This window comes from Ochrobactrum sp. PL_is483, assembly GCF_055816855.1.
In genome coordinates, this window is record NZ_JBVPGS010000034.1 from 302,415 (window position 1) to 321,967 (window position 19,553).

Here is a 19,553-nt window from a genome sequence, read left to right on the forward strand (position 1 = left end):
ATGTTCTGATCTGTGCTAGAATTTGCCTGCTGCCTTATTGCCCTACTGCCTATTGCCTTAAGGAAAAACAATGACCGGTTTCGATATCACGTTGCTCATTCTGGCCGCACTGGTTCTGGCGACATTGTTTGCCGGCATAAAGACCGTGCCGCAGGGGTATAATTACACGGTCGAGCGGTTCGGCCGCTATACGCGCACCCTCAATCCCGGCCTCAATCTGATCGTGCCGTTTTTCGACCGTATCGGCGCTCGCCTCAATATGATGGAGCAGGTGCTTGATGTCCCGACGCAGGAAGTCATCACCCGCGACAATGCCATTGTCGGCGTTGACGGCGTGGCTTTCTATCAGGTGCTCAATGCTGCACAGGCGGCCTATCAGGTCGCGAACCTCCAATATGCAATCCTCAATCTGACCATGACGAACATTCGTACTGTCATGGGGTCGATGGATCTGGATGAGCTTCTTTCGAACCGCGATGCGATCAATGATCGTCTGCTGCGGGTCGTCGACGAGGCCGCCCATCCCTGGGGCCTCAAGATGACACGCGTGGAAATCAAGGATATCAACCCGCCGGAAGACATCGTGACTTCAATGGCGCGGCAGATGAAGGCCGAGCGCGACAAGCGCGCGCAGGTTCTGGAAGCGGAAGGCGATCGCAACGCGCAGATTCTGCGCGCCGAAGGCCAGAAGCAGTCGCAGATTCTGGAAGCAGAGGGCAAGCTGGAAGCGGCCAAGCGCGAGGCGGAAGCACGCGAACGCCTTGCCGAAGCAGAAGCGAAAGCCACGACCATGGTCTCCGAAGCTGTCGCCAACGGCAATGTGCAGGCGCTCAACTACTTTGTTGCGCAAAAGTACACCGAAGCCTTGAGCAATATCGCCAGCGCCAAGAACCAGAAAGTTGTGCTGATGCCGCTTGAGGCAAGCTCTCTCATCGGTTCGCTCGGCGGGATTGGCGCAATTGCCAGGGAAGTCTTTGGCGATGGCAGCAAGCCGGTAGACCCGGCGCCGCAGCCACCTGCTTCTTCCCGCCCGCGCAGCGTTCCGCCTGCGGGGCGTTAAAGCATTTCCAGCAAAAGCGCGAAGCGGTTTTGCGTAGGATAGTGCGTTGGAATAAAGGGAGAGGGCGCCATGATTATCGAGTTTCTGTCCGGTCTCGGCATCTGGAACTGGCTCGTTTTCGGGCTGGTCCTGCTTATTCTGGAACTTCTGGCGCCCGGCTTTTTCTTCATCTGGTTCGGGCTTGCAGCGCTTGTAACCGGCGCTCTCGCCTTTCTCCTGTCTTCCACAACGGGATTTGGCTGGCAGTTTCAGACCGTCGTGTTTCTGGTTCTGGCGGTCATTTTCGTGCTGGCGGGACGCCGCTTCTTCGGCTCACGCAGCAGCGATGCCGACGAACCGCTTCTCAACCGTCGCGGCGAGCAACTGGTCGGCCAGCGCGCCACATTGACCGAACCTATCATCAATGGCCGCGGGCGCATCCGCATCAACGATACGGTGTGGCGCGTAAAAGGACCTGATCTGCCCACGGGAACGGAAGTCCGTGTTGTCGCTTTCGATCCGGTTACGCTGGAAATTGAAGTCGCTGAATAAGGCGGGACCGGCATGCATCTGCCGGTCGAAACGCACTACGGTTTGACGGTGCGATTAAGCATCTCCGTAAAATAACCGTGGAGATTATTCGGCACCTCGCTCTCGAACTGGAGGCGTTCCCGTTCGTGTCGGGCTTCTTTCGGCGTCATGTCAAAACGCGCCCGGAAGCCGCGCAACAGCTGGTTCCCGCTTGAAAACCCCAAGCTAAACGCAATCTGACTGACCGAGCGGGGCCGCTTCGAGGGTTTGGTCAATTCCCTGAATGCTTCATCCAGCCGCCGGTCGCGAATGATTTTCGCTACACCACCATCCTCGGCAAATGCACGATAAAGATGAGAACGAGAAACCCTCAACTTTTGCTGGATGAGTTCAGGCGACAGATCTGGCGCGCCAATATTCTGATCGATGAAGGCCAAAACTCGCTGACGAAGCGCAACAGGCATGGAAGGGTAATCTTCCATGGACTCAAATACGTGCCCTTTCAGGGCCCCGGCCAACAGGGCGATTATCGCTTCCTCCGATGCTTGAACCTCCTCCGGGGAAAGGGAGCGTTCGAGAGACAATATCCCCTTGAGACAGGTTGCGATCAACCGGGTCATCGGCTTGTCCCCCCGCAAAACAACCCCATGGAGGCTGCGCGGCCCGACTGCCTTTTCAAGATCGCGCCGGGAGACTGCAAGCGAAAGCCTGGAGCCTGCATCGACCTCGCTCTTGAAGACCTTTGTGAGATCGAGAAAGCAGATATCTCCTACGTCGGCCTGCACGCTGAAACCGTTGAAATCGCCATTCATCTTTCCCGAGGTAAAGAGCTGAATGAGATAATATTCCAGACCGCTGTGCACGATGGTGCGGTGATCGCGATTGTATCTCTGACTGTTGAATGATGCCGATCCGATCACCATGGAACCGAACAGGCGAGAGCTTATTGTCCCTTCCAGCGGTTCTTGGCTTTTCTGAGCCACGGGCGAGGTGTCGAAGAATGGTCGGGTCGCCTCTCGCCAGAAGTCGCTGCGCGCGACCGTTTCTACCATAGCGGTCGAAATAAAAGTTTCGTTATTCATCACCCCTGCCATCACGCGGCCCCAACCGCCATATCATGACACCGATAGCCAACCGCAACATCAGTCGGTCCCTCATGCCTCTTCGGCACAAGAAAAGCCTTCTGCTCGTTCGCATTCATCCTGCAAGTATAGATAGTCCATATTTACTTTTGCACGTATGGGAATATTACACCACTTCCTGGGACGGACAGAAGAATAAAATGGGACGCCAAGCAAAAATCCCCCGTAATTTCGATACGCTCCGTTGTTTTTTTGGAATAAACAAAAACCAACACATAACCGTGCTGAAGCAGTCTTCATTTGGCCAAATGCAAACAATGGGAACAACGGCACGCTACCTGTGCGGTGCGGCGCAATGATCGGCGGTTATCCCAATACGGTAAATTCCGCATATCAAAAGGGGTCTATACAAATGATGCAAAGACGAGCCTTTAGAAAGTTCACCTCCATCGCTGCGGTTTGCGCCTTGATGCTGGGTAATGTGGTTCAAACTGCCGAGGCATGCACCGGCATCAGGCTCATCGCAGCCGATGGCAGCGTTGTCTACGCGAGGACACTCGAATTTGGCCTCGATATCAAGTCCGAGATCATGATGGTGCCCCGCGGTTTTTCACGAACAGGCACGACGCCAGACGGCAAGAGCGGCCTCAAATGGACTGCCAAATACGCTTCGGTCGGCATGAATGGAGCTGGCTTGCCGGATCTGTTTGATGGGCTGAACGAAAAGGGATTGGGCGCCGGGATGTTCTATTTCCCGACCTCCGCAGGTTACATGCCCTACACCACTGATGTCTCGGACCGGACCATTTCCCAATGGGAATTCGTGTCTTACGTTCTGGGGAATTTTGCCACCGTCGATGAAGTGAAAGAAAACATCGGAAAGATTGTGGTGGCGTCCTCGGTATTCACCCAATGGGGCTTTGCTCCGGAGGCGCATTACATCGTGCACGATGCTTCCGGTAAAAGCATCGTTGTCGAATATGTCGGCGGCAAGTTGAATGTCTATGATAATCCGCTTGGTGTGATCACGAATTCGCCCGGCTTTGATTTTCACATGAACAATCTGCGCCAGTATGTGAATTTTTCCATGACGGGAAAGCCCCCCGTCAAACTCGGTCCGGTCGAAATTGTCCCGACCGGGCAAGGTTCGGGTATGCTTGGCATGCCCGGTGATTTCACGCCTCCCTCGCGTTTTGTTCGTGCCGTCGCGTTCTCGCAATCGGTATTCCAGCCGAAGACGGAACAGGACGCCGTTCTGCAAGCGTTCAAGATTCTCAATCAGTTTGACATTCCGAAGGGCTCGGCGCGCGACGGCGAGAAGGATGCAAACGGCAATATTCAGGCCGACTATACGCTTTGGACGGGCGCCAGCGACTTGAAGAGCAAGCGCTACTACTTCCGCACCTACGATAACAGTCAACTCCGTTCCGTTGATCTTATGAAGATGGCCATAGACGGGAAGGAAATTGTAAAAGTGTCAATTCAGGGCGACGAGAAGGTTGAGGATATGACCCCGGTGGCGCGCCCCTGAAATCCGGTCCTGTCGCCGCCCGGTCCGGTTATCGGCTGGGCGGCGAAACGATCTGTCAAATCAGGCAGCGCCTATCCGTAACAGATCGTGGAAGTGCACGAGCCCGATCGGGCGTCCGGCCTCCACGACGATCAGCGCGCCGATGTGATTTTCATTGATCGTATTGAGCGCAGCAGTCGCCAGCATGTTCTGGTCTACTGTCTTAGGTTTACGGGTCATGATTTCATCGACCGTCATCGCCGCAAGGTTACGGCTCAGATTGCGCGAAATATCGCCGTCCGTAACGATGCCCGCCAGATCGCCAGCGTCATCGACAACAACCACGCAGCCGAAGCTCTTCTGCGCCAGAACCTTCATCGCGTCCGGCATGGATGTGCCGGTTTCCACCAGCGGAAGCCGTTCGCCGCGATGCATGATGTCGCGAATATGGATGAGACTGGCGCCCAGAGAACCGCCGGGATGAAAAGTCTTGAAGTCGCTGGGGGTAAAGCCCCGCGCTTCCAGGAGTGCAATCGCCAGCGCATCGCCGATGGCAAGCTGCATCATGGTCGAAGTGGTGGGCGCAAGACCATGCGGGCAGGCCTCTGCCGTTTTAGGCAGGAGCAGAACGACGTCAGCCGCACGACCGAGCGCGGAATTCTCACCTGCGGTAATCGCGATCAGCGGAATGCGGAAGCGCTGCGAATAATTGACAATGCCCTTCAGTTCCGCCGTTTCACCCGACCACGAGATGGCCAGAATGACATCGTCGCGACCGATCATGCCGAGATCGCCGTGATTAGCTTCCGCCGAATGAACGAAGAATGCCGATGTACCGGTCGACGCAAAGGTGGCGGCAAGCTTGGAACCGATATGGCCGCTCTTGCCCACGCCCGTAACCACAAGGCGTCCGCGCGCGGCGACGATACGCTTCACTGCTTCGACAAAGGGACCGGAAAGGCCATTGTTCAGCGCGTCTTCCAACGCGGCGAGGCCCGCATTTTCGGTCTTTATGGTGCGCAACGCCGAGGCGATGGCCGCTTCAGCGTTTGCCGGTGGGATGATCTGATCGAGCTTTTCCATGGCGGCAAGGGTTAACTTCTTCGCAGGCGATTGTCCAAACATTTGTGTGGCCGGAACCGTCACGATACTGGCCGCAGCAACCAAGAATTAACCATGTGCCTTTACCGTTCATCTACCACGTTGCGACGGTTTGAAAACACGACATGCTTTTTGCCAAGATCCCATCTGGCGGTTCGACGCCCATTGCCCGCAGGCTGCGATGCCTGTGTTTGTCGGGCGTGGCGATGGCACTTTGTCATGGTTCAGCTTTTGCACAGGAAGCCTATCTGCGCGGAAGCGTCGCCGAGGACGTGCTTTCAGCCTCTTCGCCAGAGACGCTCGCAAACCGCGGACTTGCTGCGCCGGGATACGATAACGGCGCTGGCGAGACGCCCGACGACAGTTACACCCCGCCTGAAAACACCGTAGCGACAGACCCGGGCGCCACTACGCAAACCGCTCCGACTGTACCCCTGCCGCAGGACCGCCAGTCGCTTCAACCCGACAATATGCGTGTCGGTTCGGTCGATGCCGAGGCAAGCGAAGATACGGGCCGGGCGCAGCGCGAAAATCTGCGGCAGTTGCCTGAACAGGGGCGCGGTTCCACACAGGATGCCGACCCGTTTGCGCCGATCGGCATCCGCACCGGCTCCTTTATCCTGCGGCCTTCGCTTGAGCAGGGTATCCGGGCCACGACCAACGGTGACAATAGCGCAGCCGGTTCCAGCGCTGTTCTCAACGAAACAACATTGCGGCTCAATGCACAGTCGGACTGGGCGCGCCACCAGGCAACGCTCGATGCATCGGGCACGTGGTCGAAGTCCATTTCGGGAGAGGACGTCTCAGAACCGCAAGTCGATATCCAGGGCAAGCTTCGCTTCGACCTCGGCGACCAGACGACTGTCAATACCGGTGCCGGCTATCGGCTGCGCCGCGAAAGCGCATCGAGCCCCAACGGGGTGGTCGGCGCGCTGCAACGCCCGCTGGTTCACACCCTTAATGGAAGCCTCGGCGTCGAACGCGATATGGGGCTGGTGTTCGGCAGCGCCACCGGACGGGTCGAGCACAATATTTACGGCGACGCCGAACTGTCATCCGGCGGCACCGTCAGCCAGAAGGACCGTGACAACACCTATGCCAGCATCACGCTGCGCGGCGGCTTCAGCCTGTCACCGGCGATCAAGCCTTTCACCGAAGTCGAGCTCGGCAAGCGCATCTTCGACGAGAAGGTGGACAGCAACGGCTATGAGCGCAGCGGATCGCAATTTGCGCTGCGCGGCGGCATGATGCTCGACATGGGCGAAAAGCTGAGCGGTGAATTCGCCGCCGGTTACATGCGTGCCAACAGCGATGATTCCCGCCTCGGTGACATCAGCGGCCCGTCGATCAATGCGGCGCTCAACTGGTCGCCGCTGCGCGGAACCGATGTGCGCCTCTACGCACAAACAATGGTCGATACCTCGACCACGCCGGGCATTGCCGGATCGCTCCTGCATTTCGCAAGCCTTGATGTGACCCGCCGCATACGTTCCGACCTCAGCCTCAACGGCAGGATCGATGCGAATATCCGGCAAAACAAGGATGGCACCGGGACCGACTACACGATCGGCGCGCAGATCGGCGCAACCTACTGGATCAATCGTTTCGTCGGACTGGATGCGCGCCTGCGCCACGAATTCCTGACGAGCAGGATTTCCGACCGCGAATATAAAGCTGACAGCGTCTATCTCGGCGTGAAAATTCAGCGCTAGAGCATTTTCCAGCAAAAGTGTGAAACGCCAACGCGGGGAAATCAGCCCACTGGACTGATTTCGGATTCCGCTTTGATGCGTAGGATAAAGCGGCAAAAACAAACGGATAGAGCAGTTTCAACTTCGGGAGCCATGCGCCCGAAGTTGGTGATGTGATGATCGAGCTCTTTATGGTGACCGGGGCTGACAGCATCCGGGGCGGGATATTTCCAAGCCGTCACGTCATTGATTATCCCGCAAGCGCGTGCTCCATTTGCACACAAAACAAAGCTCAGTGTTGACTGGCGATGTCAGGCTGGCGAAAATGATGGCACCATCATAGGGCATGAGAATATCGCTGCCATCAGCCCGCTTGCCGATGATTTCACCGGCCCCGACTGCTTCCCCTGCCTTGAATTGCCTGATCAGGTGATCGTCTTCATGTTCCGCCATGATGGCGTCAGCAATTTCCAGCACTGCCGGCACAGGCATTTTCACCGGTTCGTCGGCGATGAGGCCGAGCGTAATCATGCCATTGATAACGCAATCATATCCGACCTGCGGTGCCTCGGGAGCCAGATGCTGGCCGCATTCGACCGTCACGCCATAGCCGCCAGCAAAGCGCATATATTCGGTGGTGCCGACACCGAGCAATGGCGAGAGGTCTTCGGTTACGCCCAGTTCCCGCTTCTGCTGGTTGGCCTTTTCAAAGGCTGGCAGCCAGCCATAGACGACCAGCGGCAGGCCAAGCGCCTTTGCCAGTCTTCCCTCGGCCTGCTCATAGGCGAATGGCTCAAGGTCGCCATTATTGTTCTCTGGCCCCATCAGCGCGAAAGCATCGCCTTCAGAACTGAAAGAGTGCAGATCGATCAGCACGTCATGGGCGCGAAAGAGCGGGCAGAGGACATTGGCGATGCGATCCTCATTGTCCTGTGGAATGGCGCTTTCGGCCAGCCTGCGGTTGAAATTGCGTTCGCCAATGCGCGTGTTGTTACGGAAAGCGAGGCCATTGACCACCGGTACAAAGGTGACAGTGCCGCGTTGCAACTGGCGCTGGCCGGTGCGAAATTCCTGGATCAGCCGGCTGATGGCGAGGGGCCCGCAAGGTTCGTTGCCATGAACGGAACCGGTGACGATCAGGCGCGGCCCCGGTTTCAAACCATGGAAAGTGACGCTTTCGATCGATTGGACCGGCTTGGCGACAAGCGGTTTCAAGGCCGTTGGTTGGTCATGAATCGACGCGATGTCTATGACCATGCCGGGAGATACCCGATGCGCCAGTTCGCGCAGATGTTCATGGGCGACCACGACGCAGCCGGCGGTTCCGCTGAAATCCGGCCGCGCAGCATGCATAAATATGGCTGAACCGCCGCGGGCAGCTGGCACCGCATCGTTCCAGCCAATCGGAATGATCAGGTCGAACAGAGCTTCACCGCGTCGCGAGGGCTGCGAGGTATCGGTTTCGAAGACCAGTTGATTGTAGAACGGGCTATCGCTGTCTTCCACCCAGCGATAGTTTTCCGGCTTCGGCAGAAATGGAAATTCGACGTTGCGCAATTCATCACCGAATACGGACGGATCATAGAACCCGTAGCGCAGCGGATAACGGCCTCGCGGGGTCCTGCCATCGCCTTCGCGCTTCAACTGAGGGTCAACCAGGCCGTTGCGTCCGATGGCGCATTTGACCGTCCAGTCGCCGATCGACAATAGCCCGATATGCGGGTTGTGCGGATCATGCCCGCTGCGAACAACGATGGTGGGTTGTTCAAGTGTTCCGACCATAAACGGATTTTGATGCATGGGATCAGCTTTGCTCTAACAGATGGCAACGGGCACGGTGGCTGGCCTGTTCGCGCAGATGGGTGAAGGCGGGGATGTCGCCGGTGCGACACATGTCGAATGCCGATGGGCAACGCGGATGAAAGGCGCAGCCGGACGGCGGGTTGAGCGGGGAGGGCGCTTCGCCCTGCATGCGGCGCTGGCGCTTCGCGGGATTCAACGGATCGGGGATCGAGGCAATCAGGGCTTGCGTGTAAGGGTGCAGCGGATTGGTGAAAATATCGCTCCAGATGCCTTCCTCAACGATGCGGCCAAGATACATGACCGCAATGCGATCGCTCATATGTTCGACCACTCCCAGATCGTGAGAGATCATCAGCAGCGCGATGCCAAGCTCGTCTTTCAGCTCCAGCAACAGGTTGATGATTTGCGCGCGGATCGACACGTCAAGTGCTGAAACCGGCTCATCGCAGACCAAAAGTTTAGGTTTGACGATAAGCGCGCGCGCAATACAGATACGCTGCCGCTGGCCGCCGGAAAACTCGTGTGGCTTGCGGTCAGCCGTCTCCGGTTTCATGCCGACCTTGGCCAGCATGTCGATCACATTGGCTTCAATCTCGGCCCTGTCTTTCATGCCATGAAGACGCAACGGTGCAGCCAGTGCCTCGCGGACCGAGCGGCGCGGATTGAGGGACGCGAACGGGTCCTGAAACACCATCTGCACATTGCGGGCCTGGGCCAGCGGATTGTTTTTCACTGCGGTCGGCACATCCTGGCCAGCCACGCAGACCGACCCGGAGGTGATGGGAACCAGCCCCATGATAGCGCTGGCGAAAGTGGATTTCCCGCAGCCGCTTTCTCCCACCAGACCAAGGCATTCTCCGGCGCGGATGGAAAGATCAATGCCGTTGACAGCTTTCAGGAGCTTTTTGCGAAAGCCGTCGCGGACGCCGTAATGAACCTTGAGGTCCTTCACGGCGAGCACCTCCGCTGATCGGGATTGCGTGTTTTGCGGTTCGGGCTGCAAGCCCGTCTTCGTTTCAGTCATGATGAAAACACCTGATTGAGCCGCCGTCGCCAAGCGATGTGACCGATGGCATGATCTCGCGGCATTCCTCGCTGGCGCGCGTGCAGCGCGAGGCGAAACCGCAGCCGATATCGCGCTCCATCAGGCCGGGGACGATGCCCTTGATTTCTGTCAGCGGCGTGCGGCCTTCCTGCAGGCGGCGGCCCAGCCGGGGCAATGAGGCAACCAGCCCCTGCGTATAGGGATGATGCGGACTGGCGAAAATTTCGCTCGCCGGACGCTCTTCGACAATATGGCCGGCATACATGACCGCGACCCGGTCGCACATGCGCGCCACAAGACCAAGGTCATGCGAAATCATCAGCACCGCTGTGCCGCGCTGCGTACACAGATCGAGGATCAGCTCGACAATCTCCGCCTGAATGGTGACATCCAGCGCCGTGGTCGGCTCGTCGGCGATCAGAAGGGCCGGATCGCAGGCAAGCGCAATGGCGATCATGACGCGCTGGCGCATGCCGCCGGACAATTGATGCGGATAATCCTTGATGCGCCGTTCGGGGCTTGGCACCTGCACCTGTTCAAGGGCTTCAATGGCCTTCATGCGCGCCTGCCGGGCGCTCATGCCCTTGTGCAGGACGAACATTTCGCCAATCTGGTCGCCGATCGTCATCAGGGGATTGAGCGAGGTCATCGGCTCCTGAAAGATCATGGCCACCCGGTCCCCGCGCAGGCGCCGAAGGTCTCGGTTGGACAGGCGGTTGATGTCCTGTCCTTCAAGCAGAACCTGCCCCTGCGCGACCTTCATGGGGGCGCTGAGAAGACCGGCAATGGTGAGGGCGCACAGGCTCTTGCCGCATCCCGATTCTCCCACCAGGCCGAACACTTCGCCGGCCTTGATGGAAAAGTCGATCTGATTGACGGCAGGGAAATCGCGTCCCCTGGCACTCAGCACGATGGAAAGGTTTTCGACCTTCAACACTGCATCGTCGGACATCAGCGCTTCGACCTCCCCGTTGGGTCCAGGAGATCGCGCAAGCCGTCTCCCAGCATGTTGAAACCCAGAACAGTGATGAACAGCGCCATGCCGGGAAATATGGCTACCCACGGCGCGACCATCAGCTGTTCCCGCGCCCGGGCCAGCATGCCGCCCCAGCTTGGCGCGGGAGGCACAACTCCCAGTCCCAGGAAGGACAGCGATGCTTCGGCCATGATGGCCGAGCCGATGCCCATGGTTGCCACCACGATCAGCGGCCCGGCAATATTGGGCAGGATTTCCCTCAGCATGATGTAGAACTTGCCAAAGCCCATGGTGCGGGCTGCCTGAACATAGTTCTGCGATTTCTGGGTCAGCACCTGCGCGCGCGAAATACGGCAACTATAGGCCCAATCGGTCATGCCGAGCGCGATCAGCAGGCTGATCAGGCCGGGGCCAAGCACTGCCATCAACGCCAAGGCGAAGACGATGGTCGGAATGGACAACATGAGATTGGTAAGCCCCTGCACGAATTCATCCCACCAGCCGCCGAGATAGCCAGCCGAAAGACCGAGAAGGACGCCGATGCAGGTATTCATCATCTGCACGGCAAGCCCGATCAGCAACGAGATGCGCGCGCCATAAGCGATGCGTGAAAAGATATCGCGGCCCTGTTCGTCAGTGCCGAACCAGAACTGCGCACCGGGCGCTTCTTCCGCATTGAGAAGATTGGAATTGCCGACCGGATCGTAATGGGCGATCCAAGGCGCCAGCAACGCCACCAGCACAAGCGTTAGAAAGATAGTCATGCCTATGACGAGATTGGAGCGAAACATCGATGCTATCTGTCCTGTAGGAATTGAAACGGTGTTGGCAAGCTGCGTTTGTTCATGGCGGCTCAGCGATAGCGGATGCGCGGGTCGATCAGCAGATAGGCTATGTCGACAAGCGTGTTGATGGCCAGGAAGAACAGCACGATCACCAGAATGCAGCCCTGCACCACCGGAATGTCACGCATGGAAACCGATTGGGTCAGCAGGGAGCCGATGCCGGGCCACGCAAAGAGATTTTCGATGACGACAGAACCGCCCAGCATCGAGCCGAATTGCAGGCCGATCGTGGTGAGCACCAGCACGAAAGCGTTGCGCGCCATGTGCCTGGTGACAATGCGGAATTCGGAATTGCCCTTGGATCTGGCCGTTCGCACGAAATCCGCGTTCATCGTTTCAAGAACGGCAGCGCGGGTGGTGCGTGCCAGAAGCGCCATAGGGGCGATGCCCAGCGTGATGGCGGGCAAAACCAGATTCCTGAGGTTTCCGTTGCCATAGCCAAAGGTTGGTAGCCAGCCGAGTTTGAGCGATATGAAGTACATGGCCAACAGGCCAAACCAGAAACCTGGCAGTGACAGGCCGGACACGGCTGTGATCATGGCCGAAGTGTCGAGCCATGTCCCTTGACGCACCGCGGCCAGAAAGCCCAGTGGCAACCCGATCAGGACGGCAAAGCCAATGGCCGCAACCGCCAGCCTGAACGATGCGGCGATGCGGCTCGACAGCATGGCCGTGACGGGGCGCTGGGTGGAAAAGGATTTGCCAAGATCGCCGGTGGCAAGGCCGCCGATATAATTGCCGAACCGCGTGATGACCGGGTCCTTGAGGCCCAGCTCCTTCTCGATGCGCTCGACGACTGCCGGGTCGATATCGCGTTTGTCGCCAGCAAGCGAGGTAACGAATGTGCCCGGCATGACGCCAAACAGAAAGAAGATCAGCGTTATCGCGGCAAATACCGTAACCAGCGCCTGCAGCAGTCGCCTGCCAATCACCATAACCATGTCAATTTCCGCGGATCGTGTGGTTTTGACAGGCCGGCCGACGGGAACGATTGACCCGGCTGACCAGCCTGTTGTGTGTTTGGGCCCGCCTCAGGACAGGCCGCTGGCGAACGCTTGAAGCGTGCCGCGCTTTCCGGGATGCGCTCTAGCGTCCCGGCGCGTTGTCATCCAGCCAGAGCTGATCCACCTCGATGATGGCGGCTTCGGTTACATTGGCATCGACGCCATGAATCCATGGCTGGGTTGCCACCACCGCCTTGTTGTAATTGTTGAACCACACCGGAGCTTTTTCAAAGATATAGCCGTCAGCCTTCTTGAGAAGGTCGATACGCTTGGCAGTGTCCGTTTCGGCTGCCGCCGCATCGAGCATCGCGTCATAGGCCGGGTCCTTGAAGGCGCTGCGGTTGCAACCCGCGCGGCTGACGCGACTGTCAAAGCAACGCAGGGCATTCAGCGGGTCGGGACCCGTTCCTGCCGAGCGGAACCAGGCCATCGCCGTCCCCTGATTCATCTCGTCAACCAATGTGTTCGAATCCACCACCTTTGCCTTGGCATTGATGCCGACTTCCTTGAGGAACGGGAGCATCGCTTCCAGAACACCCAGGCTCGACGTACCGTCAGTAACCGAAACGGTCACTTCGAAGCCATCGGGATAGCCTGCTTCTGCCAGCAATTGCTTGGCCTTGGCCGGATCGTATGCGTAAGGGACACGGTCCTTGTCGAAGGCCGGGGAGGTGGCAGGCAGCCAGCCGGTGGCCTTATAGGCCTTGTCCTTGAGCAGCTTGCGGATAACGATATCGCGGTCGACCGCATAATTGATCGCCTGACGCACACGCTCATCGTCAAACGGCTTCTTCTCGGTGTTGAACCCCATGTGACGGGTAAACACCTCCGAAACCTCGATCAGCCCCTTGGACAGCTCCGGGTCGGCCTTGTAGAGAACATAGGCGTTTTCAGACAGAACCGTGGCATCCAGTTCGCCCGCACGGAATGCCATGTCAAGGGCGCTGTTGTCACCTGAAATGGTGAACTCTACCGCATAGGCGTAAGGCTTGCCGCTCTTGTAATATTTGTCGAATTTCTTACCGGAGATCTTCGAGCCTTCGACATGATCGACGAAGGAGAACGGTCCAAGGCCGACCGGATGGGTGAGGAAGTTGCCGCTTTCCACTTCTTCTTTCGGCAGGATCGCGGTGATGGCTTCGAAGAACTGCGTGCCCGGATCGGTCAGATCCTTGAAGGTCAGCGAGAAGGTGCGATCATCGATCTTCTTGATGCCGCTGATTTCCTTGGCTTCGCCCTTCGAATATTCCTGCGCGCCTGCCAGAGTCCCGACCTGCACTGCACCGGGGAAACCCTTGGCCGGGTCCATGATGCGTGTATAGGACCAGATGACATCGTCTGTGGTCAGCTTGCGGCCATTATGAAAGAACACATTGTCGAACAGCTTATAGGTGAAAGTCTTGCCATCTTCGCTGGTGCTGACCAGCTCGGCAAGATCGAGCGCGGGCGCGTTCTTGGCTGAATCCCAGGTGTAAAGCGAACGATGGAAGGCTTTGGAGACCACCATGTCCTGTGAGTTGTAGGTGGCATGGGGATCGAGCGACTTCAGCGCGGCCCCGTAGGGTGCGGCCAGATGCAGGGTGCCGCCCGCCATCGGCTCGTCCGCCCAGGACGGTGCGGCTGGAACGGCGGTAAACAACGTCGCGGCGAGAAGCGCGGTCTTCAATATGGAACGGTAATTCATTTTTCCCCCATTTTGCTTGATTGGTTTGGTTCGGGCTATTGTTGATAGGCGTGCCGGTAAAAGAGCCGCGCGAAATTGGGCAGGAATGTCTTGTCATCCGCCGGCCAGTGGCCGTCGCACATCACGCAGAGCACGAAACTCCTGCCGTCCGGTGTTTCCCCATAGACGAGGTCATGGCGCGTCCATGAAGTATGCCCGGCCTTTGACCATGTCCTGACATTCTGTGGCAGGCCCTCCACCAGAAAGCCTGACACCTGATCGCCTTCCGGCGGCGTGTCGCAACGACGCTGAAATTCGCGGTTCATCAGCCCCAGCATCCATTCGCAGCGCTCGCGCGCACCGCGCGCAATGTCATGCATCAGCGCAAGTGCCGAGAGCGGCGTCAGGACATTGCCGTTTTCACCGTTGCGAATCTGCCTGGCGCGCCCATAAGGACTATCCTCATAGGTGCCATGCAGAACGTTGATACCGGCAAATTCGCTCCGGTTCTGCGCCAAATACCATTGCTGCACCCGCTGGCGGGCTGCGCACCAGTCATCCAGCTCCTTGCCGGACAGCGGGCCGCCATCATAGGCGCCGGTCAGGCGGCCAACCAGATAAACGGTCGCCTCGTTGGAGGAAATGGCCATCATTTGCGCGGCAGCACGGTCATCTTCGGGATGTTCCTCCACCAATCCCTGCGCGCGAAACGCGGCAAGGGCATCGAGAAAGAACAGCTTTATGACGCTGGCCGGATAAAAGGCTTTGGAAGGCTGGTGGCCGAACCATGCCAGATCGGTGATCCGGCCCGGATCGACGGATCGCAGCGGCGCATCGTAGAGACAGGCAGCAACGCCGACATTGCTTGCGTCGAGTGCCCCGCCGGTCTGCGCAAGCGCTTCTGAAAGCGCGCGCGAGGCTGGATGAATCCCCGAAATAGGAACGTTGCCGCTCATGTTGCTCCCTTTTTCTTTTGGCCGATTAAGCCAAGGAATTTTACATTTTGATATAGAAATCGCATTGGAACATTATGCATGTACGATATGAAGTCGGGTTGAAAACTCGCGCTTGGGCGAAAAAGGGCTGTGCATTGCAAAAGAACCATATCAATTTGCGGCAGGTGGAGATTTTCCGTGCCACGATGAAATTCGGCACCGTAACTGCGGCTGCGGCTGCGCTGGGATCGTCCCAGCCGACGATCACACGAGAGCTGTCGCGGCTGGAGGAACATATCGGCTTTCCATTGTTTGAACGCCGGTTGCAGCGTCTGGTGCCGACCGCCCGCGCGCATAAACTGTTTCAGGAAGTGCAGGCGTCGTTTATCGGCCTTGACCGTATCAATGATTATGTGGCGCGCCTGCGCGAAGCCTCGGATGAAGTGCTGACGGTCGCGTCATTGCCAGCCTTTGCCCAGACCGTTTTGCCGGAAGCGGTTGCGCGGCTCAACGCAACCCATCCCGATCTCACTCTTCAGATCAGCACGGTTGACCCGCGCAACCAGTCGAGCATCTCCGGTTTCAATTTTGATGTCGGCCTTATCGAGGATATCTATACCGAGAATGACGCGGATTCGCGCGTGTTGTGGACTTTCAAGCTGGTGGCGGTCATGCGCGGCGATCACCCGCTGGCAACGAAGGACTATCTTGAACCCAATGACTTTGAAGGGTTCAATTTCATCAGCCTGGGCGCGCGCGATCCTTATCGGCTGAAAGTGGAGCGCGTCTTTGACATGGCTGGCACCAACCGGCGGCTGTTCCTGTCGACGCAATCGGCCCACAGTGTTTGCGAATTGGTACTCAAAGGGCTCGGTATCTCGATCGTCAATCCGCTGACGGCACTGAGTTATGAAAAACAGGGGCTGGTGCTGAAGCCGTTCCTGCCGTCGCAAAATTTCGTCCTGTCGGTGCTGCGGCCCATCAACCGTCCCATTGTGGCCAGTTCACATGCGTTGCTGTCGCACCTGTCGCAAGTCTGTGCGGAAACGCAGGAAGCGCTGGTCAGGCGCAACCTGGTCATCAACGACCAGTAGCGTATCACAGGTTGTAGAATAGAAGGCCCGGCCCCGGATGTTTAGAGACATAAATGACCAGTTTCCACCGGGCTTCGGCGATTTTCCACGCGGATTTTTACTATCTATAGGGGTGTAGAAGTGTACTAATGAGCATTGTAGGTAGTATAGTGAATTAAATTAAATTCCAATTTTTACGGGAAATTGTGAACTAAAGTGGCATCCTTCTGAAATATTTGAACGAATAGCTTTTGTTGCGGCAAAATGTCCTGAGATCGGCCAAGTATTATCAATATTCTGTAAGCATTACTCATCTATATATACACATTGAAGGGGACTGGGGGCGATTCTCAACGTGATTACCGTTTGGAGCAAGTTGGTGCTCCTTGGCATCTCTTCACATTCGAAATGAAGACTGTTCCAGGCGGCAACATGGGTGCCTACTGGGCAAGGTAGGGCCATGTCTGTTCATTCAAAACGCGTTATAAATCTCACATCCCGCACTTTGTTGAGGGGCATATCTTCCACGGCGCTAGCCATTTCCTGCTTTATTGCGCCTGTCACTGCATTTGCAGATGGCGGCTATGGCGGGGTGCGGCCGATTGTGGGCGCAGGCCCCGGGGGAAAAGGGGGCGTTGACGGTTCTGAGGCGAGCGCGATCGGTGAGGATGGATCGGCGGGAACATTTGGTGGCGGAAGCGGGGGCGGCGGCGGCGTCAATCTGGAAACAGGTTTTGGCGCGCATGGCGGCTCCATGGGCGCTGCATCTAATGGTACGAAAGCTGAATCTTATGGCGCTACGGGCGTCATGGGACAGGCGGTCACCAGCCAAACGACGATCACGACATCCGTTTCCGGCGGTACCGGGCATCTGGGGCCGGCAGCGGTAGGTTCAGCGGGGGATCCAGGCAATGTTTCCGCGGGCGGGCACGGCGGCGGTGGCGTCGGCATCAGCGCCAGCGCGGACTTGACGGTTGCAAGCGGTGGTGTTGTCACCGGCGGCACGGGCGGCGGGAATAACACCACGGCGCTTGGAGCGGGTGGTGGCGGCGGCGGCGGTGTCGGCATTTTTTCCAGCGGCAATGTGAAGGTCGACGCTGGCGGCACCGTTGTTGGCGGTACTGGTGGACATAGTGGAAATTCCGGCGGCGGCGGTGGTGCGGCGGCGATCGTGCTGTCCGCAAGAGGCAATGTGCTCAATAGCGGTTCCGTTGCTGGTGGCGTCGGCGGCGGGGCCAATTTGCAGGGTGCCGGTGGCGGCGGTGCTGGCGTTGTCTTGCTGAATGGCGGAACCGTAACCAATCTTTTGGGCGGCAGCATCAGCGGTGGCGCGGGCGGTAGTCTGCGCTTCCCAACTGTCGGGCTGGTGGGTATCGGGGGTGAAGGCATCAAAGGCGCCGACATGGCTGTTGTCAACGCCGGGAGCATCACCGGCGCCCACGCTGGCGGCACAGCCGCAAACCGTCCGCAGGCCAATGCGATTACCTTTACCGGAGGCACCAACTCTCTGGAATTATGGTCAAGCTCTGTCATTACAGGCAATGTTCAGGCGTTCAGCACCGCAGACCGTTTGATGTTGGGCGGAAGCACGGATGCCGTCTTCGACGTAACGAGCATTGGCGACAATGCGCAGTATCGCGGTTTCGGTCAGTTTGAAAAGACCGGAACCAGCAGCTGGACGCTGACAGGCGCTACGACGGCGGTGACGCCCTGGACTTTGACATCCGGCATTCTATCCATCGCACAGGACGAAAGTCTGGGTGATGTGGCAGGTATCCTTACCTTCAACGGCGGAACGTTGCGGACAACGGCAAGCTTCGCCAGTGACCGTGATATGGTGCTCAACAGCGATGCCGTTTTCGACACTGCCTCCGCCACCACCCTGACCGCCAATGGCGCGATCAGCGGTCCCGGCGGCTTGAACAAGACCGGTGATGGCATATTGGAGCTTACGGGCGTCAACACCTATGGCGGTGTGACCGCAGTCGCAGGGGGTACGCTTGCGCTCACCGGTTCCGGCAGCATTGCCGCCTCTTCCGAGGTGCGGGTTGATAGCCTGTTCGATATTTCAGGGACCCTGCAAGGCGCATCGATCCAATCGCTGTCCGGCATTGGCGTGGTCGAACTTGGCTCTGAGGTGCTGACCTTGACCAATGCATCCGGTACTTTTGCCGGAGAGATCAAGGGCGCGGGAGGCATAACGCTTCTCGGCGGCACTCAAACCCTGTCTGGTATCAACAGCTACACGGGAAATACCGATGTATCAGGCGGCACCTTGCGTGCGGGAGCGGCCAATGCTCTCAGCCCGACATCGGCTGTCAGCGTCCGGAGCGGCGCAACCGTCGATCTGAACGGTTATGACCAGACGCTTCAGTCACTGGCCAATGCCGGTCTGGTGCGGTTTGGCGAAAAGCCGGGAACAATGCTCACGATCAGCGGCGATTACACCGGCAATGGCGGCACGCTCTCCATGGCGACCGTGCTTGGCGGCGACAATTCGCAAACCGATCGTCTCATGGTAAGGGGCAACACGTCCGGTACAACGCAGGTTGCGATTGTCCGCCAGGGAGGCTTGGGCGCGCAGACAGTCAACGGCATCAAAATTGTGGATGTCAGCGGCCAGTCGGGCGGCACCTTCTCGCTGCTGGGCGATTTCGTGACCAAGGACGGCAAGCAGGCAATTCACGGCGGTGCCTATGCCTATACGTTGCAACAGGGAGGCATGAATACGCCGAACGACGGCAACTGGTATCTGACGAGCGAGATCAAACAAATTGATCCTGCCGATCCGGATTGCAATTCGACAAGCAGCTGCCCGCCGCCAACAGCGCGTTACAGCCCGTCGGTTCCCGTCTATGAAGGCTATCTGCAGAACATGCAGGCGCTCAACAAGCTGCCGACCTTGCAGGAACGTGTGGGCGAGCGCTACAGGAGTGGTCAAAACACAGGTGCCGCCGTTGACGACAAGGGCGTGTGGGCGCGTATCGAAGGCGCACATAACCGCCTTGAACCGCGGACGGTTACCGGCGGCAAGCAGGACATCAACACCTTCATCATGCAGGCCGGTGTCGACGGCCAGTTCTATGAGAGCGATAGCGGCAAGCTGATTGCTGGCATCACCGGACAATATGGCCATGCCAAGGGTGATGTGTCCTCCTTCCACGGCGATGGCGCGATCAGCACCGATGGCTGGAGCCTTGGCGCAACCGCCACCTGGTATGGCAATTCCGGCTTCTATGTCGACGGTCAGGCGCA

15 protein-coding genes are annotated in these 19,553 nt (G+C 58.1%); 6 read left to right on the forward strand and 9 right to left on the reverse strand.

What is annotated here, in order from left to right:
• The first annotated feature begins 70 nt into the window (after window positions 1–70).
• Both AC0TNJ_RS11595 and AC0TNJ_RS11600 read left to right on the forward strand, forming a co-directional pair.
• On the forward strand, window positions 71–1,060 hold the full coding sequence (locus tag AC0TNJ_RS11595; protein ID WP_122000966.1) for an SPFH domain-containing protein: 990 nt from the start codon (window positions 71–73) through the stop codon (window positions 1,058–1,060).
• Window positions 1,061–1,129: 69 nt separating this feature from the next.
• Window positions 1,130–1,591: an NfeD family protein gene (locus tag AC0TNJ_RS11600; protein WP_473771217.1), complete on the forward strand. Its 462-nt coding sequence runs from the start codon at window positions 1,130–1,132 to the stop codon at window positions 1,589–1,591.
• 35 nt (window positions 1,592–1,626) lie between these two features.
• Here AC0TNJ_RS11600 and AC0TNJ_RS11605 read toward each other — a convergent pair whose 3' ends face one another.
• Entirely contained in the window at window positions 1,627–2,652 is a 1,026-nt protein-coding gene (locus tag AC0TNJ_RS11605) for a helix-turn-helix domain-containing protein (RefSeq protein WP_473771218.1), read from the reverse strand.
• Between the two features lie 244 nt (window positions 2,653–2,896).
• Here AC0TNJ_RS11605 and AC0TNJ_RS11610 point away from each other — a divergent pair, with 244 nt between their 5' ends.
• Window positions 2,897–4,183, forward strand: a complete 1,287-nt coding sequence (locus tag AC0TNJ_RS11610; protein WP_473771219.1) for a linear amide C-N hydrolase — start codon at window positions 2,897–2,899, stop codon at window positions 4,181–4,183.
• A gap of 60 nt (window positions 4,184–4,243) precedes the next feature.
• Here the strand turns inward: AC0TNJ_RS11610 and AC0TNJ_RS11615 are convergent, their stop codons facing one another.
• Window positions 4,244–5,245 carry a KpsF/GutQ family sugar-phosphate isomerase gene (locus tag AC0TNJ_RS11615; protein ID WP_473771234.1) on the reverse strand — a complete coding sequence of 334 codons (1,002 nt, stop codon included), beginning with the start codon at window positions 5,243–5,245 and terminating at the stop codon, window positions 4,244–4,246.
• Window positions 5,246–5,388: 143 nt separating this feature from the next.
• Between AC0TNJ_RS11615 and AC0TNJ_RS11620 the strand changes: the two genes are divergently transcribed.
• Window positions 5,389–6,975 carry an outer membrane beta-barrel protein gene (locus AC0TNJ_RS11620; protein WP_473771220.1) on the forward strand — a complete coding sequence of 529 codons (1,587 nt, stop codon included), beginning with the start codon at window positions 5,389–5,391 and terminating at the stop codon, window positions 6,973–6,975.
• Between the two features lie 222 nt (window positions 6,976–7,197).
• Here the strand turns inward: AC0TNJ_RS11620 and AC0TNJ_RS11625 are convergent, their stop codons facing one another.
• From AC0TNJ_RS11625 to AC0TNJ_RS11655, 7 genes are all read right to left on the reverse strand, one after another.
• Window positions 7,198–8,736 carry a L,D-transpeptidase family protein gene (locus AC0TNJ_RS11625; protein WP_473771221.1) on the reverse strand — a complete coding sequence of 513 codons (1,539 nt, stop codon included), beginning with the start codon at window positions 8,734–8,736 and terminating at the stop codon, window positions 7,198–7,200.
• Between the two features lie 22 nt (window positions 8,737–8,758).
• Window positions 8,759–9,781 carry an ABC transporter ATP-binding protein gene (locus tag AC0TNJ_RS11630; protein WP_473771222.1) on the reverse strand — a complete coding sequence of 341 codons (1,023 nt, stop codon included), beginning with the start codon at window positions 9,779–9,781 and terminating at the stop codon, window positions 8,759–8,761.
• Window positions 9,774–10,754, reverse strand: coding sequence for an ABC transporter ATP-binding protein (locus AC0TNJ_RS11635; RefSeq protein WP_122000973.1), 981 nt, complete (start codon window positions 10,752–10,754; stop codon window positions 9,774–9,776). Before AC0TNJ_RS11635 ends, AC0TNJ_RS11630 begins: the two co-directional genes overlap by 8 nt.
• Complete coding sequence (locus tag AC0TNJ_RS11640; RefSeq protein ID WP_122000974.1) at window positions 10,754–11,569, reverse strand: ABC transporter permease; 816 nt, start codon at window positions 11,567–11,569, stop codon at window positions 10,754–10,756. The genes AC0TNJ_RS11635 and AC0TNJ_RS11640 overlap by 1 nt, the downstream gene beginning before the upstream one ends.
• Before the next feature lie 62 nt (window positions 11,570–11,631).
• Window positions 11,632–12,564 carry an ABC transporter permease gene (locus AC0TNJ_RS11645; RefSeq protein ID WP_473767868.1) on the reverse strand — a complete coding sequence of 311 codons (933 nt, stop codon included), beginning with the start codon at window positions 12,562–12,564 and terminating at the stop codon, window positions 11,632–11,634.
• Window positions 12,565–12,709: 145 nt separating this feature from the next.
• The gene (locus tag AC0TNJ_RS11650; protein ID WP_473771223.1) at window positions 12,710–14,311 is read right to left on the reverse strand and encodes an ABC transporter substrate-binding protein; all 1,602 of its coding nucleotides are present in this window, start codon (window positions 14,309–14,311) and stop codon (window positions 12,710–12,712) included.
• A 35-nt stretch (window positions 14,312–14,346) separates the two neighbouring features.
• Complete coding sequence (locus tag AC0TNJ_RS11655) at window positions 14,347–15,246, reverse strand: serine hydrolase (RefSeq protein ID WP_473771224.1); 900 nt, start codon at window positions 15,244–15,246, stop codon at window positions 14,347–14,349.
• Between the two features lie 134 nt (window positions 15,247–15,380).
• Here AC0TNJ_RS11655 and AC0TNJ_RS11660 point away from each other — a divergent pair, with 134 nt between their 5' ends.
• Together AC0TNJ_RS11660 and AC0TNJ_RS11665 are read left to right on the forward strand one after the other, a co-directional pair.
• On the forward strand, window positions 15,381–16,319 hold the full coding sequence (locus tag AC0TNJ_RS11660) for a LysR substrate-binding domain-containing protein (RefSeq protein WP_473771225.1): 939 nt from the start codon (window positions 15,381–15,383) through the stop codon (window positions 16,317–16,319).
• A 439-nt stretch (window positions 16,320–16,758) separates the two neighbouring features.
• Window positions 16,759–19,553 (forward strand): autotransporter family protein (locus AC0TNJ_RS11665; RefSeq protein ID WP_473771226.1); only part of this gene is annotated, 2,795 nt, incomplete at its 3' end.

Bases quoted from the DNA above. Each gene is read 5' to 3' on its own strand.
- AC0TNJ_RS11595 (WP_122000966.1), top strand. From the start codon at position 71: ATGACCGGTTTCGATATCACGTTGCTCATTCTGGCCGCACTGGTTCTG.
- AC0TNJ_RS11600 (WP_473771217.1), top strand. From the start codon at position 1,130: ATGATTATCGAGTTTCTGTCCGGTCTCGGCATCTGGAACTGGCTCGTT.
- AC0TNJ_RS11605 (WP_473771218.1), bottom strand. From the start codon at position 2,652: ATGAATAACGAAACTTTTATTTCGACCGCTATGGTAGAAACGGTCGCG.
- AC0TNJ_RS11615 (WP_473771234.1), bottom strand. From the start codon at position 5,245: ATGGAAAAGCTCGATCAGATCATCCCACCGGCAAACGCTGAAGCGGCC.
- AC0TNJ_RS11620 (WP_473771220.1), top strand. From the start codon at position 5,389: ATGCTTTTTGCCAAGATCCCATCTGGCGGTTCGACGCCCATTGCCCGC.
- AC0TNJ_RS11625 (WP_473771221.1), bottom strand. From the start codon at position 8,736: ATGGTCGGAACACTTGAACAACCCACCATCGTTGTTCGCAGCGGGCAT.
- AC0TNJ_RS11630 (WP_473771222.1), bottom strand. From the start codon at position 9,781: ATGACTGAAACGAAGACGGGCTTGCAGCCCGAACCGCAAAACACGCAA.
- AC0TNJ_RS11635 (WP_122000973.1), bottom strand. From the start codon at position 10,754: ATGTCCGACGATGCAGTGTTGAAGGTCGAAAACCTTTCCATCGTGCTG.
- AC0TNJ_RS11640 (WP_122000974.1), bottom strand. From the start codon at position 11,569: ATGTTTCGCTCCAATCTCGTCATAGGCATGACTATCTTTCTAACGCTT.
- AC0TNJ_RS11645 (WP_473767868.1), bottom strand. From the start codon at position 12,564: ATGGTTATGGTGATTGGCAGGCGACTGCTGCAGGCGCTGGTTACGGTA.
- AC0TNJ_RS11650 (WP_473771223.1), bottom strand. From the start codon at position 14,311: ATGAATTACCGTTCCATATTGAAGACCGCGCTTCTCGCCGCGACGTTG.
- AC0TNJ_RS11655 (WP_473771224.1), bottom strand. From the start codon at position 15,246: ATGAGCGGCAACGTTCCTATTTCGGGGATTCATCCAGCCTCGCGCGCG.